13 protein-coding genes are annotated in these 16,013 nt (G+C 67.6%); 7 read left to right on the plus strand and 6 right to left on the minus strand.

From position 1 onward, the window contains the following. The first annotated feature begins 50 nt into the window (after positions 1–50). Positions 51–1,355, plus strand: coding sequence for a cation:proton antiporter (locus FBY33_RS07540; protein WP_142030037.1), 1,305 nt, complete (start codon positions 51–53; stop codon positions 1,353–1,355). Positions 1,356–1,406: 51 nt separating this feature from the next. On the opposite strand, the gene FBY33_RS07545 is transcribed toward FBY33_RS07540, so the two are convergent. Then, positions 1,407–2,846, minus strand: a complete 1,440-nt coding sequence (locus tag FBY33_RS07545) for an NCS2 family permease (protein ID WP_142030038.1) — start codon at positions 2,844–2,846, stop codon at positions 1,407–1,409. Between the two features lie 111 nt (positions 2,847–2,957). Between FBY33_RS07545 and FBY33_RS07550 the strand changes: the two genes are divergently transcribed. Then, positions 2,958–3,617 carry a copper resistance CopC family protein gene (locus FBY33_RS07550; RefSeq protein WP_142030039.1) on the plus strand — a complete coding sequence of 220 codons (660 nt, stop codon included), beginning with the start codon at positions 2,958–2,960 and terminating at the stop codon, positions 3,615–3,617. 55 nt (positions 3,618–3,672) lie between these two features. Here FBY33_RS07550 and FBY33_RS07555 read toward each other — a convergent pair whose 3' ends face one another. After that, entirely contained in the window at positions 3,673–4,311 is a 639-nt protein-coding gene (locus tag FBY33_RS07555) for an NAD(P)-binding protein (RefSeq protein WP_142032631.1), read from the minus strand. Between the two features lie 427 nt (positions 4,312–4,738). On the opposite strand from FBY33_RS07555, the gene FBY33_RS07560 reads away from it, so the two are divergent. The 5 genes from FBY33_RS07560 to FBY33_RS07580 all read left to right on the plus strand — a co-directional run bounded on the left by FBY33_RS07560 (position 4,739) and on the right by FBY33_RS07580 (position 11,830). Beyond that, complete coding sequence (locus FBY33_RS07560) at positions 4,739–5,779, plus strand: universal stress protein (protein WP_142030040.1); 1,041 nt, start codon at positions 4,739–4,741, stop codon at positions 5,777–5,779. 62 nt (positions 5,780–5,841) lie between these two features. After that, the gene (locus tag FBY33_RS07565) at positions 5,842–8,730 is read left to right on the plus strand and encodes a PEP/pyruvate-binding domain-containing protein (protein ID WP_142030041.1); all 2,889 of its coding nucleotides are present in this window, start codon (positions 5,842–5,844) and stop codon (positions 8,728–8,730) included. 9 nt (positions 8,731–8,739) lie between these two features. After that, positions 8,740–9,921, plus strand: coding sequence for a LolA family protein (locus FBY33_RS07570; RefSeq protein WP_235010480.1), 1,182 nt, complete (start codon positions 8,740–8,742; stop codon positions 9,919–9,921). A 3-nt stretch (positions 9,922–9,924) separates the two neighbouring features. Continuing rightward, the gene (locus FBY33_RS07575; protein WP_142032634.1) at positions 9,925–10,956 is read left to right on the plus strand and encodes an ABC transporter ATP-binding protein; all 1,032 of its coding nucleotides are present in this window, start codon (positions 9,925–9,927) and stop codon (positions 10,954–10,956) included. Continuing rightward, entirely contained in the window at positions 10,943–11,830 is an 888-nt protein-coding gene (locus FBY33_RS07580) for an ABC transporter permease (protein WP_142030042.1), read from the plus strand. Before FBY33_RS07575 ends, FBY33_RS07580 begins: the two co-directional genes overlap by 14 nt. A gap of 66 nt (positions 11,831–11,896) precedes the next feature. Here FBY33_RS07580 and FBY33_RS07585 read toward each other — a convergent pair whose 3' ends face one another. From FBY33_RS07585 to FBY33_RS07600, 4 genes are all read right to left on the minus strand, one after another. After that, positions 11,897–13,408, minus strand: coding sequence for a C40 family peptidase (locus FBY33_RS07585; RefSeq protein WP_200831336.1), 1,512 nt, complete (start codon positions 13,406–13,408; stop codon positions 11,897–11,899). A 183-nt stretch (positions 13,409–13,591) separates the two neighbouring features. Next, on the minus strand, positions 13,592–14,512 hold the full coding sequence (locus tag FBY33_RS07590; RefSeq protein ID WP_142030043.1) for a cation diffusion facilitator family transporter: 921 nt from the start codon (positions 14,510–14,512) through the stop codon (positions 13,592–13,594). A 10-nt stretch (positions 14,513–14,522) separates the two neighbouring features. Further along, positions 14,523–14,951, minus strand: coding sequence for a metallopeptidase family protein (locus FBY33_RS07595; protein ID WP_142030044.1), 429 nt, complete (start codon positions 14,949–14,951; stop codon positions 14,523–14,525). A 10-nt stretch (positions 14,952–14,961) separates the two neighbouring features. After that, positions 14,962–15,936 carry a DMT family transporter gene (locus FBY33_RS07600; RefSeq protein ID WP_200831337.1) on the minus strand — a complete coding sequence of 325 codons (975 nt, stop codon included), beginning with the start codon at positions 15,934–15,936 and terminating at the stop codon, positions 14,962–14,964. Positions 15,937–16,013: the final 77 nt, after the last annotated feature.

Consider the following 16,013-nt stretch of genomic DNA (forward strand, 5'->3'; position numbering starts at 1 on the left):
GTCCGCTGCCGGATCCACGCCACCATTCCAGGCTGGAGAGCCTTTTCCCCATGTTCGAAGCCCCAGACATCCTCTTTGCCGCAGCCGGCCTGGCCGTCCTCATCGCCGCCGTCCTGCCCAAGCTCCTGCGCGATATGCCCTTGTCCATGCCCATGGTCTTCCTGGGCGCCGGGATGGGAGCGTTCGCGCTGATTCCCTCGCTGCCGGACCCTGACCCGGTGGAACACGGCGACTTTGTCATGCACCTCGCCGAAATCTGCGTGATCATCTCGCTGATGGGTGCTGGGCTGGCCCTCGACCGCCCGGTGGGACGCAAGCGTTGGTCCACCACGTGGCGGCTCCTGGGGATAGCCATGCCGCTGTGCATCCTGGCCCTGACCCTGCTGGGCATGTGGTTCCTGGGCCTGGGTCTCGGCGCGGCGCTGCTGGTGGCCGCCAGCCTTGCCCCCACGGACCCTGTCCTGGCGTCCGAGGTCCAGGTGGGAGAACCCGCGGACCAGGACGAGCACACTGACAAGGAAGATGAAGTCCGCTTCGGCCTCACCTCCGAGGCCGGGCTCAATGACGGCCTGGCGTTCCCGTTCGTGTACCTGGCCATTGCCATCAGCATCGCCGGGGCAAATCCGGCTGCATGGTTTGGCGAATGGTTCGGGATGGACGTGCTGTGGCGGCTGGCCATCGGGCTGCTGGCGGGCTTCCTCACCGGCAAGCTGCTCGCCAGGGTATTCTTCTCCGCCCGGGCGGAGAGCCTCAGGTTGTCCAACCATTCCGAAGGTTTCGTGGCCCTGGCGGCGACGTTCCTGGCCTACGGACTGACGGAGATGGTGCAGGGGTACGGGTTCATTGCGGTGTTTGTCTGTGCCGTGACCATACGGGCCGCTGAGCGCACCCATGGCTACCACAGGGTGCTGCACTCCTATGTGGAGCAGCTGGAACGGCTCCTGACCGTGGTGATCCTGGTCCTGCTCGGCGGCGCCATCGCCCGCGGATTGCTCGCCGGGATCGGGCTGGTGGAAGTGCTGGTGGCGCTGGCCTTCCTGCTGGTGGTCAGGCCGCTGGCCGGCTGGCTTGGCCTGCTGGGCGGCAAGACCGGTCCGCGGGAACGCGTGGCGCTCTCATTTTTCGGCATCCGCGGAATCGGGTCGTTGTATTACCTGGCCTATGCGTTGGGCGAAGACAGTTTCGCGGATCAGGGCCGGTGGCTCTGGTCCTTCATTGGGCTGGTGGTGGCGCTGTCCATCGTGATCCATGGCGCCACCACCTCGCCGCTGATGAACCGGCTGGACCGGCTGCGCCAAAGGAAGGCCCTGGCGGTGTCCGGCGACGAAGGGCTCGCGCCCAATACACCTGTGTAAACAACAGGGCTGGCGCGGCGTCTGCCGCACCAGCCCTGTGCCCGTACCTTGTTACATGCCCAGGGCGGCTTCGATGGGGCCGATGGCGAAGAACAACGCGAACGCCGCTGCCACGGCCCACATCAGCGGGTGGATGTCCTTGACCCTGCCCTGGACGGTGCGGATCAGCACGTAGGCGATGAACCCTGCACCCAGGCCGTTGGCGATGGAGTAGGTGAACGGCATCAGGGTGAACGTCAGGAACGCCGGGATGGCGATGCCCCAGTCCTGCCAGTCGATCTTGCCCACCTGGGACACCATCATGAAGCCCACCACCACCAGGGCCGGGGCCACGGCCTCGAAGGGCACCAGGTTGATCAGCGGGGTGAAGAACATGGCCACCAGGAACAGCAGACCGGTAACGATCGAGGCGACGCCGGTGCGGGCACCTTCGCCAATGCCGGCGCCGGCTTCCACGTAGATCTGGTTGGAGGAGACGGAAGCACCGCCACCGATGATGGCACCGAGCGCGTCCACCTGGAGCACGCGGTCGACGTCGGGAATGTTGCCGTGCTCGTCCACCGTGCCGGCTTCGTTGGCCAGGCCCACCATGGTGCCCATGGCGTCGAAGAAGATGCTGAGCAGGATCACGAAGGCCAGCAGCGTTGCGGCCACGAAGCCGAGGTGCCCGAAGGCGCCGAAGGGGTTGGCCTTGCCGATCAGTGAGAGGTCAGGGGCGGCCCAGCCGGAGAATGCCGGTGCCACCAGGGACCAGCCCTGGGGGTTGAAGTTCTTGCCGTCGAAGCTGGGCCCGATGTGCAGGGTCATCTCAAGGATCACGGACAGCACGGTGGAGGTGATGATGCCGATCAGGATGGCGCCCTTGACCTTGCGCACCACCAGGGCGATGGTCAGGATCAGGCCGAAAACGAAAACGGCCGTCGGCCAGCCCAGCAGCTTGCCTTCAAAGCCCAGCCCGACGGGTACCGTGGTGCCCGCAACGTCAGGGATGCGCCGCACGAACCCGGCGTTGACCAGACCGATCAGGGCAATGAACAGGCCGATGCCCACCACGATCGCCGTCTTGAGGCCGTCCGGCACCGCCCTGAAGACGGCGGTGCGGAAACCGGTCAGGACCAGGATCAGCATGGTGACGCCGGAGAGGACCACCAGGCCCATCATGTCCGGCCAGGTGAGGCCCGGGTTTGTGGCCACGGTGACGGCCACGAAGGCATTCACGCCCAGGCCGGTGGCCAAGGCAAAGGGGTGCCGGCCCCAGGCGCCCATGAGAATGGTCAGGATGCCCGCCACCAACGCGGTGACGGCGGCCACCGCGGTGAAGCCCAGCGTGGTGCCGTTCGAGTCCGGACCGGACAGGATCAGTGGGTTCAGCACCACGATGTAGCTCATGGCGAAGAACGTGGCGAACCCGCCCCGGATCTCACGGGAAAGGTTGGAACCGCGCTCGGTGACCCTGAAATACCGGTCCAGGGCAGAGCCTTGCTTAAGCATTAGTCCTCCGGGGAAGTGTGTGGGAATACCTGCATCCTAAGGGTGCGGCAGGGAGTGGGCCCGCAAATGCGCCTAGTCTGTAAGGAAGCCAACACCAGGAGCAGCCCCAACATGCGCCAAGTCCGCCGCCCGTTGCATCGCCTTGTGCCCGGTTTCCTTGTCCTTGCCCTGGTCCTCGCGGCCGCACTGTTGGGCCTTGCCGGGCCGGCCTCCGCCCATGATGCCGCGGAGTCCACCAGTCCCGCCCACGGTGCTGCACTGGCGGCCCCGCCCGCCGAGGTCTCCGTGACCTTCAGCAACAAGCCGCTGGGCATCGGCTCATCATTCTCTGTCAAGGACGCCGGCGGCACCGAATGGGCGGACGGGTCCGCGCAGATTCTGGACAACGTGGCAACGCAAAAGCTGCGGCCGGGCGCCCCCGCAGGGAAGTACACCGTGGCATGGCGCGTGGTCGGCTCGGACTCACACCCCATCGAGGGCACGTTCACCTTCACCGCAGGGTCAGGCGCCGCCGCGCCGGCAGCGTCCGGAACGTCCGCAGCGGGAAGCCCGACGGCGGCGGGCGCGGTTCCAGGAATGGGAACGGCACAGCCCGGGGTAACGGAGGAACCATCCGGGCCCGCCAATACCGGCGAGCCCTTCCAGTGGAGCATTGTGCTTTTTGCAGTCGTCGCCGTTGGGCTGCTGGTGGCCCTCGGCGTGATGGCCCGGCGCCGGCTCACCGGTGACGCAGGGGATGGCGGGAATACCGCCGAGGACAGCCGGGGGTAGCCCCGGACGGCGGGTCCGGACGGGTCCAGCCTGGCGGCGGGCACCGGGAAGGCCGTCAGCAGGTCAGCACCGCAAAGCTTCCCGTTGCCGGGAAGGCGCCGCCGGATGAAGGGCCGCTGTCCGGATTGACCTTGGCGGAGATGGCCTGGCCAACCGTCTTGGCCTGGCGCAGGACCTCCTTGGGGGACGGCGTAATCAGCTCGCCCACACCCACCAGGTAGATGCCGATGGCACGCATGGCCGCTGCCACGTTCCGGCCAACGGCAATCCCGAAGTCACTGAGCATGCGCCGCAGCTGGCTGTGGGCGCACCTGGTCAGGACGATGTGGTTGGCCACCAGGATGCCGGTGGGAGTGTGCACCTGCCACTGCGGAGCGGAGTCATGGGCGGGGCCTTCCAGCATGGTCAGCTGGACCGCCCGGGTGGTGTTCCGCACATCCACGCTGTGGCTTGCCGCGTAATTGCGCAGGTGGCGCAGAATCTCGTTGCGCTCCCGGAGCGTGTCGCTGTCCGCCGCATCGCAGCGCTGCAGTGAGGAGGTGTTAGCGGGCTGGCCGGCGCCGAGGATGTCCAGTCCGTCCACCACGATGGAGTCCACGCCGTGGCGGCGCAGCTCTGCTGCCACGGCCAGACCGGACAGGCCGGTGCCAATGATCACAGTGGTGGTCTGTTCGGTCCCGGCATCCCCGGGCATGCTTGACACCACAGTTTCCCTCCTTCGAAGCTTTCGGCAGGTGCCGGCGTCCTCGCCGGCCCGCGTCCCGATACCCCCAAGTACGGCCGCAGCGCATGGCCGGGACAGTCCGCGCAGAAAATTGCAGTTGGCGTCCCGGACCAACAATGTCCTGAAGACTACAGAACAAATGCAGCCGTGGATAGCCCAATGAAGAAAACATCCCCAATGACGTGAAGGCGCTTTCCGAACCGCGCGGGAGGGCCTGTGGATAACCCCGCCTTACCGCCCCTGAACAGGCTTGCTAAGCCTTGGGGGACGGAGAATAGTGGGGAACGGGAACGGCCCTTTTCCTGCCCGCGCCGTTGGGCATCGGGGTGCGCGGGGAGCGGTCCGTTTTCTGGCAGAATAGCCGCAACATCAGGCGTATCGCGAGGAGGCGGCCCCCATGGGCTCACGAGAGTTGCACCCGGACCCGGCCCGGGACGGAGGTGGTGCGTCCGGCGCTCCGCACGGCATCGTGGTGGGCGTCGACGGTTCGGACCATGGCCAGTGCGCCTTGGTGTGGGCCGCACGGGAAGCCCAGCGCCGGCGTCGTCCGCTCCATATCGTCACCGCCTATTCCGTGCCGATCTTCGCCGCCTCCGGACTGGACGGAGGCTACGCCACGGTGGACGATTCCGTCATCCGTGAGGGTGCCGAAGCCATCGCCAAGCAGGCCACGGAGAAGGTTTCCGCCTACGACATCGACGTCAGTTCCTCGGTGGAAAACGGCGACGCCGCAGGAGTGCTGCTCGAAATCTCCGAAACCGCGGAACTCCTGGTGGTGGGCACCCGCGGCCGCGGCGGCTTCGTGGGCCGCCTCCTGGGATCGGTCAGCAGCGCCCTGCCTGCCCATGCAAAATGCCCCACGGTGACGGTCCCGTTGTTCTGCTCCGACCGGCTCGGCGAAAGCACGGAGGACCGCCGCGTCAAGGCAGAGCAGGCCAAGTCCGGGCACAGGCCGGTGGAGAACGTGGTGGTGGTGGGCGTCGATGGCTCCGAGCAGGCACGCGTGGCTGTCCTCGAAGCAGCCGACCAAGCCGAACGGCTCGGTGCCTCGCTCCGCGTGATCTGCGCCGTCCCCCAGTACAGCGGTTCCCTGGCGTGGGTTCCCGCACCCATGGACCGGAAGGCGTTGTTTGACGATATCCGGGTCACCCTGGAAGCCGGCATGGCGTGGCTCCGCAGCCACTACCCGCACCTGCAGGCCGGCTACGAACTCAAGGACGGTTCGCCGGTGGACGTGCTCGTGGAGGAAAGCCGGCACGTGGAGCTGGTGGTGGTGGGTACCCGCGGCCGCGGCGGCTTCACCGGAATGCTCCTGGGCTCAACATCGGACGGTGTGCTCCACCACGCCAAGGGACCGGTCATGGTGGTCCCGGACCGGGAGGACCCCCGCCTGGCGGACCGTGCGCGGTTCGGTCCCATCCTTGGCGACGCCGCCTAGCCGTCACCGGCCAGGCAGCAAGGCATTACCCGGTACCGCCCCTCGGATAAGGGATCTGGAACATGGAGCAGCCAGGGTTGCCGACAGCCGGCACCGGCACGGACGCCGGGCTGGTCCTTGATCTGCGCCGGCTCAATGCCGGAATGCTGCCCCTGGCAGGCGGCAAGGCGGCCAACCTCGGAGAGCTGTTGTCCGCCGGCTTGCCGGTCCCGGAGGGTTTCTGCCTCACCACCGATGCCTACCGGCAGGCAGTCGGGGTCCCCGGATCCCTGCCTCCCGCGCTGGCCGGGATCTACGCGGCCTTGTCAGACCCGGCGCGGGCCGCACGAGGGGACGCAGCACTGACCGGCGCTGCGGAACCGCCCGACGTAGCCGGGCTGGCTGGAGCGGCACGTGCCGCAATCCGGGCAACTCCTCTTCCACCGGCCGTTTCGTGGGCGGTGGAAGAGGCGTACACGGCCCTCGGCCCTGATGTTCCGGTGGCGGTGAGGTCGTCGGCCACGGCAGAAGACCTGCCATTCGCCAGCTTCGCCGGACAGCAGGACACCTACCTCAACGTCATCGGAGTGCCCGCCCTGCTTGAAGCCGTCCGCAATTGCTGGGCGTCGCTGTGGACGGACCGGGCAACCGCCTACCGGGCAAGCCTCGGGATCGATCCGGCAGGCGTGGCGCTCGCGGTGGTGGTCCAGCGGATGGTGAACGCCGACGCGGCCGGCGTCATGTTCACGGCGAACCCCCTGACCGGCCGCAGGCGGCAGATTGTTATCGATGCCAGTCCCGGCCTGGGTGAGGCCGTTGTCTCAGGCGCCGTCAATCCGGACCACTTCGTGGTGGACGCCCTGACCGGCAAGGTCCTGGAGCGGAAACTGGGCGATAAGGGCGTGGAGGTGCGGCCCTTGCCCGGTGGTGGGACGCACACCCGGAATGTTTCCCCGGCCAGCAGCACTGCCTGCCTGACGGACACACAAATCGCGGGGCTGGCACGCCTCGGCCTGCAGGCCGAGGATCATTTCGGCGCCCCGCAGGACACGGAGTGGGCCATCGACCGTACCGGGAGCCTCTGGCTCACGCAGTCCAGGCCGATCACCACCCTGTACCCGGTCCCTAAGAGCAACGGCGCCGCCGGCAGGATCCCGCAGGGCCGCCCGGCCGCCCGGGGCACCAGGGCCTACCTTTGCTTCAGCCTGGCCCAGGGGCTTACCCGGCCGCTTACGCCCATGGGCCTTGCAGCGGTGCGCCTCATCGCCTCCTCCGTCGCCACAGCTGCCGGCTTCCCTGTTCGTGATCCCCGGGGCGGCCCATCCCCCTATGCGGAAGCCGGGCAGCGGATCTACATCGACTTCACCACTCCCATCCGCAGCACCGTGGGCCGCCGCCTCGTTCCCCGGGTTTTCGACATCATGGAAGCCCGGACCGCAAGGGTCATGCGGCAGCTGTTCGAGGACCCCGCTTTTTCGGTGACCACGAAGAGGCCCTTCGGGCTGCTGCGGCACGTCGCCCCTGCCGCCGCCCGCGCCAAGGTTCCAGGCACCTTCCTCCGGGCGCTGTTCCGGCCAGCGGCAGCCCTCCGGCGGTTGGACCGCTTCACGCAAGACTTCGAGGCGTCCCTGCATTTCGGCGACCGTGAGGGCGCCTTGGCACGCCTTGACCACGCCGAGTCACTCCTGGGCTCACGCCTGTTCCCGATTGTTCCGGCCATTCTTCCCCTTCCCGCACTGGGTTTCGCGATGCTCGGCGTTGCGGGAAAGCTGCTGGGCGGAAATGCCTGGGGTGAACTGCAGCCCGTGATCCGTGGCCTGCCCAACAACGTCACCACCGAAATGGACCTGGAACTGTGGCATCTTGCCAAGGAGATCCGGGAAGACCGTGAATCACGCACCGCGCTGATGACCGGTGACCCCAACGTCCTGGCGGCCGCGTTCCAGGCCGGGCAGCTGCCGGCACGCCTCGACGCCGGCCTGGCCCGGTTCCTGGACAGATACGGCCACCGGGCGGTGGGTGAAATAGACGTCGGCCTGCCGCGATGGTCGGAGGAACCGGCGCATATCCTGGGCATCCTTGCCAACTACCTTCGACTGGAGGACCCCGCCCTGGCGCCCGATTCCCAGTTCAGCAAGGCGATCGAAGACGCGGAAGCGCAGGTGGACCTGCTCGTTGCCCGCGCCGCCGCCCGTGGCCGGATCAGGGGAAGGCTGGTGCGTGCCGCGCTGAACCGGGCACGGCTGTTCGCGGGCCTGCGGGAGCTGCCAAAGTACCAGCTGGTTGCAGGCCTCGCGGAAGTCCGCCGGCAACTGCTGCTGGTGGGCAGTGAGCTGGCGCAGGCAGGCGCCATCGAACGGCAGGACGACGTGTTCTTCCTGGACTTCGCTGAAACCAGGCAGGCGTTGTCCGGGAACGCATTGTCCGGGACCGCTGCGGCCAACGGAGCTCCTGTCCAGGACCTCCGGGCGCTTGTGGCCGGCCGCCGCCAGGATTACGCCCAGGAACTCAGGCGCCGGCACATCCCCCGGGTGCTGCTCTCGGACGGGACCGAACCCGAAGCGGTGCGGACCGGCGTCGGGATTTCAGCTGAAGGAACGCTGGCCGGCAGCCCTGCCTCGGCGGGGACTGTGACTGCAGCGGCACGCGTCATCCTGGATCCCGTTGGAGCCCGCCTTGAGCCCGGCGAAATCCTGGTTGCACCGTCTACGGACCCCGGCTGGACTCCGCTGTTCCTGACCGCGGGAGGGCTGGTGATGGAGATGGGCGGAGCCAATTCGCACGGTGCCGTGGTGGCCAGGGAATACGGGATCCCCGCGGTCGTCGGGGTCGCTGACGCCACCGGACTGATCAGCACCGGCCAAAAAATAACGGTCGACGGCGGTGCGGGCACCGTGGTGCCGGAGCAACCAGGGCCCGCGGTGCAGGACGGGGGCACTGCGGGTGGCCCCTATCCACCTGCACCGGCGTAGTCTTTACCTATGGGCTCCAACACGCTGGATTCCAGCGGACGACTGCAGGAAAAACGGTCACAACGGAACAGCACGGACAGCCGCCGGGTGTGGCTGCGGTGGCTGCCCGCCATCGCTGCCCCGCTGGTGATCGCTGCCGGTGCCCTGGCCGGTTCCCTTCCGGCCGGTGCCAGCAATCCACTGCCGGCCAAGACGCCCGCGCAGGTCCTGGAACTGGCGGCAAGCCACCAGGTGCATACGTTCTCCGGGACAGTGGAACAGTCCGCTGAGTTGGGACTTCCAGAGCTGCCGGCCACCGGCAAGCCATCCGCTCCTGCCGCTGCCGGGAGCGCCGCCTCCGTCATTGAGTTGCTGTCAGGCAAGCACACCGCGCGCGTCTACCTGGACGGCAAGGACAATGCCCGCGTGCAGGTGATGGACCAATTGGCTGAACGGGACATAGTCCGCCACGGCAGCGACGTCTGGTTCTATTCGTCCAAAGACAACACGGCCGCCCACCTGACCCTGCCGGAGCATGCGCAGGACCCGTCGCGTTCCGACGGGCACCACATGGCGGCCGGAATGCCGACGCCGGCAGAGCTCGCGCAAAAATTCCTGGCCAAGATTGACCCCACCACGGCCGTTTCGGTGGGACCGGACGTTTCCGTTGCCGGACGCGCTGCCTACAACCTGCTGATTGAACCGCGAACCGACGCGACCCTGGTGGGCAGGGTGGCCATCGCCGTCGACGGTGAAAACGGCATGCCCCTGTCCGTCCAGGTGACCGCACGCGGGGCGGACAACCCGGCGTTCCGCTCCGGGTTCACCAGCCTCTCGCTGGACGCCCCGGACCAGTCCGTCTTCAACTTCACCCCGCCCCCGGGCAGCAAGGTCAAGGAACTTCCCGTTCCGGACAAGTCCCGTGACGCCCCGGATATGCACAGCCCGGGCGGCATGCATCCAGACGCCAGGAAGGACGTCTCCGTGACCGGTACCGGCTGGGAGACCGTGGTGGGCACGGCGCGTGGGTCCGCTGCGGCAGCCGAATCAATGCTGCAGGACCCGCTGCTGTCCCAGGCCGCCGTCCCCGTCCCTGGCGGCCGGCTGCTCTCCACCGCCCTGCTCAACGTCCTGGTCACGGACGACGGACGGATCTTCGCCGGAATGGTGCCGCCGGAGAGGCTGCAGGCCGCAGCAGCAGCGGCCCAGTAAGTGTTGGACCGACGGGGGAGCGTTGGCGGGACGGGGGCCGGCCCGGTGAATGCCGGCCTGGCCATCGAGACCCGGGGACTCAGCAAGCACTTTGGCCGGCAGGCCGCCGTCGACCGGGTGGACCTTGCCGTCCCGCACGGAACCGTCTTCGGCTTCCTGGGGCCCAACGGCTCCGGCAAGACCACCACCATCCGCATGCTGCTCGGCCTGGCTGCCGCTTCCGAGGGAACGGTGAACCTGCTCGGACAGGAGATGCCCGGCAAGCTCCATGACGTGCTGCCGCGCGTGGGCGCGCTGGTGGAAGGCCCCGCGTTCTACCCCTTTCTGTCCGGCGCCGCCAACCTGCACCGGCTCGACGCCGCAAGCCCGCACACCATTCCCGCCACCCGCAGGAAGCGGGTGCAGCAGGCGCTGGAGCGCGTGGGCCTGGAGCACGCCGCCGGGAAGCGGGTGCACGCATACTCCCTTGGCATGAAGCAGCGGCTGGGCATTGCCAACGCGTTGCTCTCGCCACGGGACCTGCTGGTCTTGGATGAGCCCACCAACGGGCTGGACCCGCAAGGTACGCGGGAAGTCCGCAACCTGGTGCGGTCGCTGGCACATGAGGGCACCACCGTTTTTGTATCCAGCCACCTGCTGGCCGAAGTGGACCAGATGTGCACCCACGCTGCAGTCATGAGCGCCGGAAAGCTCGTGGCGCAGGGGCCCCTTGCCGAGCTGCGGCAGGCCGGGAGCACCCGGCTCCGGCTGGTGACGCCAGACTCCGGCGCAGCCCGCCAGGTTCTGGCGCGGCTGGGGATCGTACCGGAACCTGCCCAGGCTGAACCCGGGCAGGGTGAACCGGCGCAGCCGGATGGCGGGACAATTCTCGCGGCGCTGCCAACTGGCGCCCAGTCCCCGGCAGTACTTCCCGAGGACGTCGTGGCGCACCTGGTCCAGGCTGGCGTCCGCGTCCGTGGATTCGCCGTCGAACGTGAAAGCCTCGAGGACCGCTTTGTTGCCCTGACGGGGGAAGGATTCGATGTTGCCCAGTAGTGTGCCCGCGGATATTCCGAAGGCTGCCGGAGCTGCCCTCCCGGCAGCAACGCCACGCAGTTCGGGATTGTCCCTCCTGGCGTCGGAACTCAAGGTCCTGTTCGGTCGGCGGCGGACATGGGCGCTGCTCCTGGCGCTCGCCGCCATCCCGGTCCTGATTGCCGTTGCGGTGAAGGTCTCGTCCGCGGTTCCGCCCGGGCGGGGACCCGCCTTCCTTGACCGGATTACCCAGAACGGCCTGTTCGTGGCCTTCACCGCCATGCTGGTTTCCGTGCCGTTGTTCATGCCGCTCACGGTAGGTGTGGTTGCGGGCGACACGATCGCCGGGGAGGCAAGCCTGGGAACCCTGCGGTACCTCCTGGTGGCGCCGGCCGGTCGGGTCCGGCTCCTCCTGGTCAAATACGCCGGCGCGCTGGCCTTCTGCATCGCGGCTCCCTTGACCGTTGGCCTTGCGGGCGCGGCTATCGGCGCGGCGCTCTTCCCGGTAGGTCCCGTGACGCTGCTTTCCGGCGGGGTGGTCCAGCCCTCCGAAGCCGCCCTGCGCATAGTGCTGATCGCCGCGTACCTGGCTGTCTCGCTCGCTGGACTTTCCGCAATCGGGCTGTTCCTGTCCACCCTCACCGTGGTGCCGGTGGGAGCGATGGCCGCCACGGTGGTGGTTTCGGTGATGTCCCAGGTCGCGGACCAGCTGCCGCAGCTGGAGTGGCTGCATCCGTGGCTCTTCAGCCACTACTGGCTTGGTTTCGGCGACATGCTGCGCCAGCCCCTGGTGTGGGATTCCTTTGCCAGCAACGCCCTCCTGCAGGCTGGCTATGTGGCGGTGTTCGGGGCGCTCGCCTACGGCCGGTTCGTCACCAAGGACATTTTGAGCTGACGACGGCGGCGCGAACCGTCAGGCCCTTCAGGCAGGACCCGCAATGGGTAAGGTCAGCCGTGCCGCTCAGTAGCGGGCCGCATAGGGGTAGAGGTCCATTCCCACCATGGAGCTGATGCTGGAAACAGTAATTCCCTCCTGCGGGTTGAGTGCCTGCACCACCTGGCCGTTCCCCAGGTAGATGGCCACGTGGTAGAAATTCGGCGCAGAACCCCACACGAGCAGGTCGCCGCGGCGCGCCTGCGAAAGGGGAACGTGGACCGGGGCGGCGGCGTATTGCTGTGAAGCCGTGCGCGGGAGGTACTTGCCGGCTGCGGCGAAGGCGTTCTGCACCAGCCCGGAGCAGTCAAAGCCGTAGGCGCCGGTACCGCCCCACTGGTAAAAGTACGGGGCGCCCACCTTTCCCAACGCGACGGAGATGGCTGCCTCGTAGGTGCCGGATCCGGTGGACGGGGCGGGTGCAGGCGCGGGGGCGGGGACGGGCGCGGGTGCAGGTGCAGGTGCAGGAGCCGCTGGTGCCGGGGCCGGGGCCGGGGCGGCCGGTGCAGGAGCAGCCGATGCCGGGGCAACCGGTGCAGGTGCAGCCGGTGCGGGGGCGGGAGCAACGGGTGCCGGAGCAGCAGGTGCCGCTTCCTGTCCGCCGCTGTTCCGGCTCCCTGCCTGGTTCTGCGCGGCCTGGTCCCGGCTTGCCTGGTTTTGGGCTGCCTGGTTCCGGGCAGCGTTATCCCGCGCCGCCTTTTCCTGTGCGGCCTTTTCCTGTGCTGCCTTGTCCGCGGCGGCGGACAGGGCAGCCAGGCGTGCCTCCTCGCGCTGCTTCTCCAGTGCATCAACGCGCGCCGATTCGAGTGCCACTGTGGTGTTGCGGAGCTGTGCCAGCTGGTCCACCAGGATGGTCCGCTGCGCTTTCGCGTCGGCCACGGCCTTGGCCTGCGCGGCGTTGGCCTGTTCCGCCTGCGACTTGCGTTGTTCAGCGGTCTTCGCTGCCTCGTCTGCGGCTTTGGTGGCGTCTTCGGCAGCTGCCGTGAGGGAACGGTAAGCGGTGGCCGCGGCGTCCGCGGCTTCAAAGGCCCGGCTGCGGCTGGCTGAAAGGGCCTCCAGCGTTGCTGCCTGCCGGAGGCTTTCCCCACCGCTGGCAAGGGTCCCGAGAGTGGGGTTCAGGCCGCCGTTGCGGTACAGGTCCCCGGCGAGCTGCCCCATCTGCTTCCGGGCCTTGTCCTGCTGTTCCCGGGCGGACGAGGCCTTGGCAGAGGCAACGGATGCCGCTTCCGTCCTTTGCTGCAGCTCAACCAGCGCCTCGCTGTACGAGTTGTTGGCCTGCATGGCCACGGCGAACGCTGCCTGCTGGGCGGTTGACGCGTCGGCAAGGATGCGCTCGATCGCCCTGACTTGGTCCGCCGTCGCGGCCTCGCTGGCCTTTGCTGCAGCGATGTCCTCCGGCGATGGGATGTCAGGCGAGGCGGAGACGGCCAGCGGGGCAGATGGCGCCGGTACTGCGGCTGCCGGTGTTGCCACGGATGCAAAAAGGACGACGGCGGCGCATAGCACGGCTGTCCTGCGGCCGGATCCGGATAAAGCCATCTGCAGAGACCTCGCAACGGTAAGGCCGGGAGTGAGGTTCTGGATGCGGCATGACGATGCCCCTCAGCTGCTCCCCAGCAGTCCGAGGTTACGTGACCGTCTGCACATAAGCAACAGCAGTCACATCAATAACATAAACCACAACAGTGTCATTAGGAGCGGCTCTGATGGGGCGTGTCGTGGTCAGGCGTGCTGGTGTGCCTCATGCTCGGAGTGGCTGGCGGGTTCCAGCTGGAAGGTGCAGTGGTCGGTATCGAAATGGGAGCCAAGGCAGGTGATGAGCTTATCCAGCAACTGGTCGGCGCCCCGGGCGTTGAGCACTCCGTCCTCCACCACAACGTGGGCGGAGAACACGGGGACGCCGGAGGTGATGGTCCAGATATGGATGTCATGCACGTCCGTTACGCCGGCCACTGACAGGATGTGCTCACGGATCATCTGCACCTCCACGCCTTTGGGGCTGGCTTCCAGCAGGACATCCACCACATCCCGCAGCAGGCTCCAGGCCCTCGGCAGGATCATCAGCGCGATCAGGACAGAGGCAATGGTGTCCGCTGCCTGGAAGCCGGTCAGCATGATCACGGCCGCCGCGATGATGACGGCCACTGAACCAAGGAGGTCGCCCAGTACCTCCAGGTAGGCGCCGCGGACGTTCAGGCTGTCATCCTGTGCCGTGCGGAGGATGACGAGCGACACCAGGTTGGCCACGGCGCCGAGGATGGCGGCAAAAAGCATGATGTCCGTCTGCACTTCCGGCGGCGCACCGAACCGGCGGACCGCTTCGGTGAAGATGACAACGGAGATCACGATCAGGATCAGTGCATTGGCCAGGGCCGCGAGGACTTCTGCGCGCTGATAGCCGTACGTCCGCTGGGCGCTTGCCGGGCGGCCCGCAATCCAGGAGGCGAGGAGGGCGATGGTGACACCGGCCGCGTCCGACAGCATATGTCCTGCGTCTGCGAGCAGCGAGAGTGATCCGGACAGTACAGCCCCGATGATCTGGATGACCACCACGCTAAGCGTGATCCCCAGGACGGCCACGAGGCGTTTCCGGTGCCGCCCGGTGGCGGTGATTCCGTGGTTGTGGCTGTGGTCGTGTCCCATGCCTACAAGGCTAGCCCCAGCCCAGCTCGTGCAGCCGGTCATCGGAGATGCCGAAGTGGTGCGCGATCTCGTGCACTACGGTGACGGCCACCTCATGGATCACGTCGTCCCTGGACCCGCAGATCTCAAGGATCGGTTCGCGGAAGATTGTTATCCGGTCCGGCAGGGAACCGGTCTCCCACCAGGAATCACGCTCTGTCAGCGGGACCCCTTCGTACAGTCCCAGCAGCGCCGTGTCCGGATCTTCGCCCAGTCCCGGCACGTAGTCGTCGTCGATGAACACGGCTACGTTGTCCATCGCCCGTGCCAGTCGGTCCGGAATGCTGTTGAGGGCATCCTGGACGGCGGCCTCGAACTCGTCAGGCGACATGGTGAACCCGGATGGCTCACCCGGGGCGGAGGGCACAATCGGAAGCCCCGGCGGAAGGCTGGCTGGCATATACCCGACTCTAGCGCCGAAGCCGCCGTTGCCGTCGGCGGACCCCGGTCCGGCGCCGGGTAAGCCCCACTCCCGCCAGGCACACCAGGCCGCCCACCAGTCCCCAGGCGGTGGGGATCTCGCCAAGCAGGAGCCAGGAGATGAAGACCGTGGTGCCGGGGACCAGGTACGTGGTGGCGGCCAGCTTCCCTGCGTCCACCAGGGACAACGCATAGGCCCAAGTGGTGAAGGCGATGGCGGTGGGGAAAACACCCAGGTACAGCAGCCCCAGCGTGGCCTGTGCCGGGGCTTCCTGCACTTCGGAGGCCAATTGGCCGGCGAAGGGCAGGCAGCACACAGCTCCCACCACGATGCCAAACCAGGTTGCCTGCGCGGCCGGGAACTTCCGTACCACCGGCTTCTGGATGATGACGCTGATTGCGGCGAGCACCGCGGCAAGGAGGCAAAGCGCCACGCCGGCCAGGTCCGCCGTCGAACTTTCCCCGGAACGTGGCTGCCCGGAGCCGAGGGCGATCAGTGCGACGCCCGCGAATGCCACGGTGCTGCCGATGAGCAGCCAGCGTGGGAAGCCTTCCTTGAGGAAGATGCCGGCCATGATTGCCACCAGGATGGGGTTGACGTTGATCAGCAGGGCACTGGTGCCGGCGTCGAGGATGTGCTCGGCGGCGTTCAGGGCCACGTTGTAGCCTCCGAACCACATCACGCCATAGGCGAAAATGGGCAGCCATTCCCGTCCCCGGGGCAGTACCCGGCTCTTGAGCAGTTGCGGCACCACCAGGAAGGCCAGTACGACGGCGGCAATCGCCAGCCTGCCCAGGGTCAGGGAACCGGGGGAGAAGTGGGGGCCGATGGCCCGGATTCCAACGAACGCCGACGCCCACAGAACCACCGTGACCACCATGGCGGCCACGCCAAGGGCCGTCACGGGCTTCACTGCTGCTTGTGCGGTGGTCAGCGGTTCCTGGGCGGGGCTTGTTGGCGGCATGAGACAAATGTACGGCGGCAAGGGGCCCCGGGCTGGCGGAAATCGGCCATGCCACTGTCCTCGGCTAGGATGCCGAA

Origin of the sequence: Arthrobacter sp. SLBN-112 (assembly GCF_006715225.1) — a bacterium.
In the GTDB taxonomy this organism is placed as follows: Bacteria; Actinomycetota; Actinomycetes; order Actinomycetales; family Micrococcaceae; genus Arthrobacter.